This window comes from Bradyrhizobium sp. (assembly GCF_035701725.1).
Classification (GTDB): Bacteria; Pseudomonadota; Alphaproteobacteria; order Rhizobiales; family Xanthobacteraceae; genus Bradyrhizobium.
Map to the genome: position 1 here is coordinate 1 of NZ_DASSRP010000179.1, position 9,147 is coordinate 9,147.

Genomic DNA, 9,147 nt, shown 5'->3' on the forward strand with positions numbered 1-9,147 from the left:
AGCACGACCGCCAATCCGGCCCGCGCCAACCTTTGCAGCAGGCTACCGAGCTTGGCGGTGTCGGCCTCGTTGAGGCCGGCAGCGGGCTCATCCAGCAACAGCACCGCGGGCGAGGTCGCCAGCGCACGCGCAATCTCGACCAGACGGCGGTCGACGTGCGGGAGTGTGGCGGCGAGCCGCGTCTGCGAGCCGCCATAGCCAACCAGCGCCAGCAACGCGCGCGCCAGATCGGACGGCGCCTCGCCCCGCCACGCGCCCCGCAGCAGGCCGAGGCGGACATTGTCGAGCACGCTTAAATTCGCGAAAGGCTGTGCGGTCTGGAAGGTTCGGGCAAGGCCGGCACGCGCAACGTCAGGCGCAGAAAGGTGCGTGATCTCCTGCTTTCCGACCCGCACCGTTCCGGCATCGGGCCGCTGAAAGCCGCTCATCAGGTTGAGCAGCGTGGTCTTGCCGGCGCCGTTGGGGCCGATGACGCTGGTGACCCGGCCGGGCGAGGCCATCATGTCGACGCCTGCGACCGCGACCACACCGCCGAACGCCACCCGCACGCCTTCGGCGGTCAGACTGCCACGGGCTCCGGTGATATGCACAAGCGCGCGATCAAGGTCCGGCTTGGCTTCGGCCGGAGATCTTCGCGACCTCGCGAGGTGTGCCAGCGCGCCGGCAATGCCGCCCGGTGCGGCCCACAGTACGATCAGGAGACCGGCGCCGAACACCAGCAGGCGATATTCGGCGAGACCTGCCAGCGCCTCCGGCAGAAAGACGACCACCGCCGATCCGATCAGCGGCCCCAGCGTTCGCCCGGCGCCGCCAACAACCACCACCAGCAGAAACAGGATCGACTGCGAGAACGGGAACGAACTCGGCGCGATGAAACCGGTGAGCGCAGCCTGCAGTCCACCGGCGAGGCCGGCCGCGGCCGCCGCCAGCACGAAGGCCGCGGTGCGAATGGCGACCGGCTTGATGCCGAGGCCCCGGGCGGCGGCAGGCGCCGAAGCAAAGGCCTGCATCGCGAGCCCGATCGGGCTTTTCGCAAGATAGTAAAACAGAACGAGCGCGACCACGCAGAAGGCGCAGGCCAACAGCGCCGTGCCGCCGGTCGCGAATGGCGAGGGGATGCCGACAAGCCCGCTGGAGCCGCCGGTCAGGTCGCGCCATTCGATCGAGACGGATTCGACGATGAATCCAAAGGCAATGGTCACCATGGCAAGATATGGCCCGGTGACGCGAAGCGCGGGAATGGAAAGCGCCGCAGAAACCGTCGCGACCAGCAGCACCGCGAGCGGCAGCGCTTCGGAGAAATTCAATCCGGCCTTGGTGGTGAGAATGCCGACGCCATAGGCCCCGAGCGCGACAAAGCCGCCCTGCCCGAGCGAGACCTCTCCGGCAAGCCCGAGCAGCACGTTGAGACCGATGCCTGCGAGTGCGGTGGTCGCTAGCGTCCCGAGCAGATAGGCATAGTAACCGGGCGCCCGCAGGCAAATCGCGGCAACAGCGGCGCAGGCCAGCACCGCCGCAAGCAAGGCGGTGAGCCTCCTCATACCCGCACCCGGCTGCGCCCACCGAACAGACCCGACGGTGCCAGCACCAGCGCCGCGATCACGGCGGAGAAGGTCACGATCTGGGTGCTGCTGGAACCGAGCCAAGTGGTAGCGCAGGCCTCGATCAGGCCATAGCCGAGGCCGGCGATCACGACACCCCAGGGGTTGGTCAGACCGCCAAGGATAGCGACGGCAAAGGCCTTGATCCCGAACAGCGTCCCCATGTCGTAGGCGACGTTATAAAGCGGTGCGATCAGGATGCCGCCGATGCCGGCGAGTAGCGCCGCCGCCGCATAGGTGAGTGCGATCAGCATCGTCACATCGATGCTCATCAGCCGCGCCGCATCGGGATTCTCGACCGCCGCGCGCAGCTTCAGGCCGAGGCCTGTGCGGTGCATGCCGAGATGGACCAGAAGCGCTAACGCAAGCCCGACCAGCGGAACCAGCACCTGAAGCGGGAAGATACCGACGGTGCCGATCACCCAGGGATCGTCGGCCAGAGACGACGGCAGGGCACGCGGCTCCTTGCCGAACAGCACCATCACCACATTATCGAGCACAATGCCGAGCGCGACGGTCGCCATCAGCCAGGCGTTGCTACCCCGCGCCACAAAGGGCCGGACCGCGAAGCGCTCGACGACAAGGCCCCAGATCGCGCAGACCGCCAGTGCAAAGGGGATTGCGACCAGCATCGGAAGCCGCAGTCCGATCGCAAGGGCATGACAAACCACGGCTCCCAGCATCACGGACGAGCCTTGCGCAAAATTCACGGTGCCGGAGACGGCAAAAGTCAGCGTGAAGCCGAGCGCAATCAGGCCATAGATGCTGCCGAGGCTTAAGCCCGAGACGAGTGCAGTCGCGAGCATCTTTAACCGGTTACGGGCTCGATCTGATCCCCGTTGTAGCGGACCATGACGTAATCGTTTTCGTTCAAGGCGTCGTGGTTCTCGTCCGTGAAGGGTTTGACGTAGTTCTTGATCAGGCCCTGATAACTATCGATGCTCAAAAGGCCTTCCCGCAGTTTCGGACCTTCGGTCGTGCCCGCTTTGGTGATGGCGAGCGCGGTCAGTTGCATTGCGTCATAGGCGTTGGCAACGCCGACCGGCGGGGTGATGTCGCCGGGTCCCTTGACGTCGGGATACTTCGCCATCATGGCCGCCAGCACGCGCTTGCCGACATCGTTCTGCGGCCCGAAGAAGCTGTAGGTCTGCACGAAATGCACCTTGCCGGCCCAGGAACCGGCGAGTTCGGGGAAACGCCCGCCCGAGATGCCCCAATGCGACACGATCGGCACCACCCAGGCGGACTTCTGCAATGACTTGATCACCTGCGCACCTGGCGCGGCGTTGCCCACCAGAATGACGGTGTCGGCCCCGGCTTCCCGCAGCCGCTGCAATTGCGGCGTCATGTCGGGATCCTTGTCGTCGAACTTTTCTGCACCTGCGAGCGTAATGCCGGCGGCCTGCGCGGCAGCGGTGAGGCCGGCGAGATTGGACTCGCCCCAGCCGTTATTGACGAGCATCAGACCGGGCTTCTTGGAGCCGAACTTGGCCATCGCGTATTTGATCAGGGCGCGATCGACCAGCACGTCCACGGCGGAGACGCGGAAGACATAGTTCGGGTTGGCGCCGTTGCGCGTGATGTTGGTCGCCGCCGCCCACACGCCCATGAACGGCACCTTGGCCGAATTCACCAGCGGCACGATGGCGAGCGAGACCGGGCTGTCGATGCCGCCATAGAGGATTGCAGCCCCCTCTTTGTCGATCAATTCGCGTGCGGCAGTCTGGCCCTTGGCCGGGTTCGACTCGTCATCGCGGCGCACAAGCTCCAGCATGCGGCCGCCGAGCAGGCCGCCTTTGCCATTGATCTCATCGATCGCGATCTGAAGTCCGCGGGTAATTCCTTCGCCCGACTTGGCGGAAGGTCCGGACAGCGCCGCGACCAACCCGATCTTGATCGGCTCCGCAGCAAACGCGGAGCGGCCAATGAGGCTTCCCACAGCAAGGCCGGCAGGCAGAGCGATCGCTTGGCGGCGCGTCATTTTGGTAGGCATGTGAGCAACTCCCCTTGAAATTTCGTTTCGTCGTTTTTGCTCGTCGGCCCGAGGGCGCGCGGCCGCGCCATTCCGAACCGGCCCAAAATCAAGCAAACGGTATGCCACAACCAGGAAAACCACAACCTGCCGGGACGGCGATGACGGCTCTTGCATCTCCTCCAGGTTGTCGGTGTCCGGCGGGGAAATGCGAAGAGTACTTCGCATTTTCCGCTGCCCTCGGCCGGCGAGGCCAATACGCCGCGGCCGGCTTGCGGAATGGCGCGACCCAGCCGCGGTTCCTTGGTACGATTCTTGCTCGATCTGCGGCGTTCACCTGGAGGGCGTCATGACAAATTCCGAGCTCCGATCCGACATTCACAGCATCGAACCGATCCCCGACGCAGACCGCGATTCAACCGGGCTGCAGCAAATGTGGATCTGGGCAGGCGCCAACATCGCGCCGGTCAATTGGGCGCTCGGGGCGCTCGGCATCATCCTCAAGCTCGGGCTGTGGGATACGATCGCCGTTATCGTATTCGGCAACATCGTCGGCTGCGCCATCTTCGCCGCCTTCACGGTGATGGGCCACAAGACCGGCGTCAACCAGATGGTGCTCAGCCGCTCGGCCTTCGGCCGGCGCGGCGCCTATCTGCCGAGCCTGTTGATGTTCCTGATGACGCTCGGCTGGATCGGTGTGAACACCTATTTCCCGGTCAAGATCTCGATGGCCATTCTTGGCCAGTTCGGCATCCCGGAAACGATTCTCACCACCTTCATCATCATGACTCTGGTGATGGTGGTCCAGGTGTTGATCGGCATCTACGGCTTCTACGCCATCCGCACGTTCGAGAAATACACAGTGCCGGTCACCGTCGCCATCATGGTGCTGATGAGCGTGCTGGCGTGGAGCCAGCCCGGCGTCGTCAATTGGAAGCTGACCAGTTCGCTGCCGCCCGGCGCGCATTTTGCGATGCTCTCGCTCTTGATGACCGCGATCGGGGTCGGCTGGGGCATTTCCTGGGTGACCTGGGCCTCGGACTATTCGCGCTTCGTGCCGCGCAGCGTGTCGTCCTCGTCCGTGTTCTGGTACAGCTATGTCGGCATGCTGGTGCCGTCGATCTGGCTCGCCGTGCTCGGCGCGACGATCGCCAGCGTCACCACCGATACCGACCCGGCCAAGATGGTCAGCGCCGTATTCGGCGGCGTCGCAAGCCTGCTCGTTCTCTTGATGGTTTTGCACGGCCCGATCGCGACGAACATTCTCAACGTTTATTCGGCGGCGCTCGCCGCGCTCAGCATGGGCATCCGCCTGTCGCGGACCGCGCTCGCGCTGATCGTCGGCATCATCGGCTACCTCGTGACCATCTACTTCGTCTTTGCGCCCTCTTTCGCGAAGGCCTTCGACAACTGGATGATCAGCCTGCTGCTCTGGATGAGCCCGTGGGCCGGCGTGATCCTGGCCGATTTCTTCATCAAGCGAAAAAGCAAGATCGATGTCGCCGAACTCTATGCCGAACCGGAAACGAGCGCCTATGGCGATATCAACTGGGGCGCCATCATCGCATTCCTGGCGGGCCTTGCCGCCGGCTGGGCGCTGGAAGACGGCCTCGTGCCGGCACTGCAGGGCCCCCTCTCCGGGCTGCTCGGCGGCGCTGACCTGAGCTGGCTCGCCGGAATCGTGATCGCCGGCGGGCTATATCTAGCCATCGGCGGCAAGAGCGTCACCGCATCCGCGCTGGCGCCGGCTACGAAGTAACGGGCGGAGATTTTCGCAAGCCTCACCGCTTGCGGGAATTTTCTGCGCTCAACGGGGGTTCTATAACCAAACAGGCCTGCCGGATCGCGGCAGGCCTGTCGTCGTCGTGCTACGGTGTCGGCTGCGCGCCAACGCCATTCAACGGGAAAGATAATGACGTCGATACTGATGAAGAATTCCATCACCGCTGCTGCTGCGATCTGTCTGGCCGTGACCTCGACCAACCCGTCGACGGCGGAGCCTGCGAGCTGTCCATCGCCGATCCCGCTCGGCCTGACGACGGCACTGACCGGCAACACGGCGCTGCTCGGCACGCAGGCGCGCAGCGGCGTCGAGTTTGCGGTCGACGAGATCAACGCCGCCGGCGGCATCAACGGCAGGAAGCTGGCGCTGGCCACCGAAGATACGGGAGCCTCGAGCACCGACGCGCTGAACGCGATGAACCGCATCATCGAGGGCAAGCCGCTGGTCATTTTCGGCTCGATGATCAGCCCGCATGTGTTCGCCCAGACCGAAGTCGTCAACAAGTCCGAGACCCCGTTTCTGGTCGGAGCAACCAATGCCAAGGTGACGTCGCAGGGCAGCAAGTGGCTGTTCCGCACCCACGTCCATGACGGCCAGCTCGCCGATCTCATTCCGGAATATCTGGTGAAGACGCTGAAGAAGACCAAACCCGGCGTGATCGCGGTCGCGGACGATTACGGTCTCGGCGCCTCGCGCGGCATTCAGGCCTCGCTCGCCAAGCTGAACGCGACGCCGGTCGCCGTGACGTCCTATGCGCCGTCCGACAAGGACATGAGTGCGCAGCTGCTCGAGATCAAGGACAAGGGCGCCGACAGCATCATCGTGTTCGGCCGGCCGGCCGACGTGACGCTGGTCGTCAAGCAGATGAACGACCTTGGCATCAAGCTCACAACCATCGGCAATTCGAGCCTCGTGGCGCAGACCGCGCTCAACAATCTGACCGCTACGGAAGCTGACGGCGCCTATGCGATCGGCGGCATGATCCCGCAGACCTCGACCGATCCGAAGATTCTGGACTGGGCCAAGCGCGTGCAGGACAAATACAAAGTGCCGGCCGACAATTTCACCGTCTCCTATTACGACACGGTCTACCTGCTGAAGTCGATCATTGAGAAAGTCGGATGCGACAAGGCGGCCATTCGCGACTCCTTCGCCGCCACCAAGGACTGGAAGGGCATGCTGATTTCGTACCAGGCCGACAGCCTGGGCGATCTCGCGCATACGCTTGGCGTCTATCGCAACAAGGGCAAGACGCCGGAATTCACCGGTCCGATCAAGGAAAGCGGCTTCTGATTTCCTCATGGGCCAGCTCATCGTCAACGGCCTGGCGCTCGGCAGCATCTATGCTCTCGTCGCGCTCGGCCTGCTTCTGATCTTCAACACCGTCCAGATCGTCAATTTCGCGCAAGGCCAGCTTCTGATGCTCGGTGCGTTCATCGGCATCAGTTGCGCGGTCACGCACGAATTGCCGATGGCGGCCTCGTGGGCCATCACCATGGCGGCGATGGCGCTGGTCGGCGTCGTCTTCATGACGCTGGTTTATTTCCCGCTGCGCGGGCGGCCTGCTTTCCTGGTCATCTTGACGACGATCGCGATGGGCATCGTTCTGGAAAATCTGGCGCTGATCATCTGGGGCCCGCTGCCGGTTTCGCTGCCCTCCCCGGTCCGCGGTCCGCCTTTGCGCGTTGCCGGTGTCGTGGTCTCCATGCACCAGCTTTTCATCTTCGCGACCCTCGCGGTGATCCTCGTCCTGCAATTCCTGTTTCTCACCCGGACGCGATTCGGAATCCTGATGCAGGCGACCGCGCAGGACCTGCACACCGCGCGACTGGTCGGCATCCCCGTGAACCGCACCATCGCGGTGGCCTTCGCGCTCGGCACCGTGCTCTCTGGCATTGCCGGGCTTCTGGTTGCGCCGATTTTTCTCGCTGAACCTACCATGGGCGGAAGCCTTGGCCTGAAAGGCTTTGTCGTCAGCGTCATCGGCGGCTTCGGCAACCTGCCGGGCGCGGTGATCGGCGGCTTGTTTCTCGGGCTCGTCGAAACCTTCGGCGCGCGCTATATCTCGTCCAACTTCCGCGACGCCTATGCCTTCATCGTCATGATTACCGTTCTGATCGCCTGGCCCCGCGGCCTGTTCGGCGAGAAGAGCAGCGAGAAGGTCTGATGGCAAGCCTTCAACCCCAACGCTGGCTCGTTGCGGCCGCAATCGCCGCCGCGCTGGCCGTGCCCCTGGTCACACAGGACGGCTACATCATCCAGCTTCTCAACATCGCGATCCTCAACACGATTGTCGTGCTCGGCCTGAATTTCGTGACCGGTTGGGCCGGTCAGATCAATTTTGGACAGGCCGCCTTCTATGGGCTAGGCGCCTACACGACTGCGATCGCGACCAAGTCGGGCCTGCCCTGGATCACCACACCGTTTCTGTCGGCGATCGTGGTGATTATCGCGAGCCTTGCGCTCGGGCTGCCGACGATGCGGCTGCGTACCTATTACCTGGCGATGACGACGATCGGATTTGGCGAAATCATCCGCCTGATCATCGTGCACTGGGAGCCGGTCACCGGCGGCACATCCGGCCTGCGCGCGATCCCCGGCATCAGCATTTTCGGCTTGAGGCCGGAAGGACAGACGCAGCATTACTACATCCTCATCGCCACGCTGGGCCTGGCGATGCTGGTAGCGATGCGCGTACGTCATTCGGCGCTGGGCCGGGCGATGATTGCGACGAAAGACAGCGAAATCGCCGCCGAACAAAGCGGCGTCGACACCACGCGCACCAAGCTGATCGCGTTCATGCTGGGTGCCGTCTACGCGGGCCTTGCCGGGTGTCTTTATGCATCGTCGATCCGTTTCATCAGTCCCGACAGCTTCTCCGGCACGCAAGCGATCCTCTTGATGACCATGCTCATCGTCGGCGGCATGGGCTCGATCGCCGGCTGCGTATTCGGCGCGCTTGCGCTAACGATCCTCCCCGAGGCGCTGCGCTTCCTCGGCCAGTGGTACCTCGTGCTCTACGGACTTGGCGTCATTGCGGTTATCGTCATGGCGCCGGGCGGGCTGACGTCGCTGGCCTCGCAAGTTCAATTGCGCCGCGCAGGCGCCCGATGACGGCCGCCCCGATCATCACCGCGCGCGGCGTGACGCGCCGCTTCGGCGGCCTCGTCGCGCTCGACAAGATCGATCTCGACGTCCCCGCAGGCATCGTGCAGGCGATCATCGGCCCGAACGGTTCGGGCAAGACCACGCTGCTCAACGCGCTGAGCGGCGCATCGCACGCCGACGCCGGCTCCATACGCGTCGGAGGGCATGAGATCTTCCGCCTCAAGCCGCACCGTATTGCGCGGCTGGGGTTGGCGCGAACGTTTCAGAACATCCGGATTTTCGAAAATCTCAGCGTGATCGAAAACGTCAAGGTTGCCGCCGCCGGCAACCGGCGAACCTCCTTTGCCGACATGCTGGTCGCGAATGCGCGGCACCGCAACAGCGAAGCGGATATCGAGACGGCCGCGCGAGAGGCGCTCGAGACGGTTGGGCTCGCCCATCGCGCCGACGACCGCGCCACGCAACTGCCCTACGCACAGCGGCGGCTTCTGGAGATCGCGCGGGCTCTGGCCTCTACGCCAAGCGTGCTTCTGCTCGACGAGCCGGCCGCCGGCATGAACATGACCGAGAGCATGACGCTGCTCGATACCATCGCCACGCTCAAGCGCCGCGGCATCACCATTTTGCTGGTCGAGCACAATGTGCGGCTGGTCATGGGCATCAGCGACCGGGTGACGGTGCTC

At 64.1% G+C, this 9,147-nt stretch carries 8 protein-coding genes; 5 read left to right on the top strand and 3 right to left on the bottom strand.

Going from position 1 to position 9,147, the window contains the following annotated elements:
• From VFL62_RS10715 to VFL62_RS10725, 3 genes are all read right to left on the bottom strand, one after another.
• Positions 1 to 1,541: ABC transporter permease subunit (locus VFL62_RS10715; protein ID WP_325172350.1), on the bottom strand; the 1,541-nt coding region annotated here is incomplete at its 3' end.
• Positions 1,538 to 2,407: a branched-chain amino acid ABC transporter permease gene (locus VFL62_RS10720; protein WP_325172351.1), complete on the bottom strand. Its 870-nt coding sequence runs from the start codon at positions 2,405 to 2,407 to the stop codon at positions 1,538 to 1,540. The genes VFL62_RS10720 and VFL62_RS10715, both read right to left, overlap by 4 nt.
• Before the next feature lie 2 nt (positions 2,408 to 2,409).
• On the bottom strand, positions 2,410 to 3,594 hold the full coding sequence (locus VFL62_RS10725) for an ABC transporter substrate-binding protein (RefSeq protein ID WP_325172352.1): 1,185 nt from the start codon (positions 3,592 to 3,594) through the stop codon (positions 2,410 to 2,412).
• A gap of 328 nt (positions 3,595 to 3,922) precedes the next feature.
• Between VFL62_RS10725 and VFL62_RS10730 the strand changes: the two genes are divergently transcribed.
• From VFL62_RS10730 to VFL62_RS10750, 5 genes are all read left to right on the top strand, one after another.
• Positions 3,923 to 5,332: a cytosine permease gene (locus VFL62_RS10730; protein WP_325172353.1), complete on the top strand. Its 1,410-nt coding sequence runs from the start codon at positions 3,923 to 3,925 to the stop codon at positions 5,330 to 5,332.
• A gap of 153 nt (positions 5,333 to 5,485) precedes the next feature.
• On the top strand, positions 5,486 to 6,649 hold the full coding sequence (locus tag VFL62_RS10735) for an ABC transporter substrate-binding protein (protein WP_325172354.1): 1,164 nt from the start codon (positions 5,486 to 5,488) through the stop codon (positions 6,647 to 6,649).
• Positions 6,650 to 6,656: 7 nt separating this feature from the next.
• Complete coding sequence (locus VFL62_RS10740) at positions 6,657 to 7,523, top strand: branched-chain amino acid ABC transporter permease (protein ID WP_325172355.1); 867 nt, start codon at positions 6,657 to 6,659, stop codon at positions 7,521 to 7,523.
• On the top strand, positions 7,523 to 8,470 hold the full coding sequence (locus tag VFL62_RS10745) for a branched-chain amino acid ABC transporter permease (protein ID WP_325172356.1): 948 nt from the start codon (positions 7,523 to 7,525) through the stop codon (positions 8,468 to 8,470). The genes VFL62_RS10740 and VFL62_RS10745 overlap by 1 nt, the downstream gene beginning before the upstream one ends.
• On the top strand, positions 8,467 to 9,147 hold a 681-nt coding region (locus VFL62_RS10750; protein WP_325172357.1), incomplete at its 3' end, for an ABC transporter ATP-binding protein. The genes VFL62_RS10745 and VFL62_RS10750, both read left to right, overlap by 4 nt.

What these genes read in the sequence shown, in the direction of transcription:
- VFL62_RS10740 (WP_325172355.1), top strand. Translation starts at nt 6,657, where the DNA reads ATGGGCCAGCTCATCGTCAACGGCCTGGCGCTCGGCAGCATCTATGCT.
- VFL62_RS10730 (WP_325172353.1), top strand. Translation starts at nt 3,923, where the DNA reads ATGACAAATTCCGAGCTCCGATCCGACATTCACAGCATCGAACCGATC.
- VFL62_RS10745 (WP_325172356.1), top strand. Translation starts at nt 7,523, where the DNA reads ATGGCAAGCCTTCAACCCCAACGCTGGCTCGTTGCGGCCGCAATCGCC.
- VFL62_RS10725 (WP_325172352.1), bottom strand. Translation starts at nt 3,594, where the DNA reads ATGCCTACCAAAATGACGCGCCGCCAAGCGATCGCTCTGCCTGCCGGC.
- VFL62_RS10720 (WP_325172351.1), bottom strand. Translation starts at nt 2,407, where the DNA reads ATGCTCGCGACTGCACTCGTCTCGGGCTTAAGCCTCGGCAGCATCTAT.
- VFL62_RS10735 (WP_325172354.1), top strand. Translation starts at nt 5,486, where the DNA reads ATGACGTCGATACTGATGAAGAATTCCATCACCGCTGCTGCTGCGATC.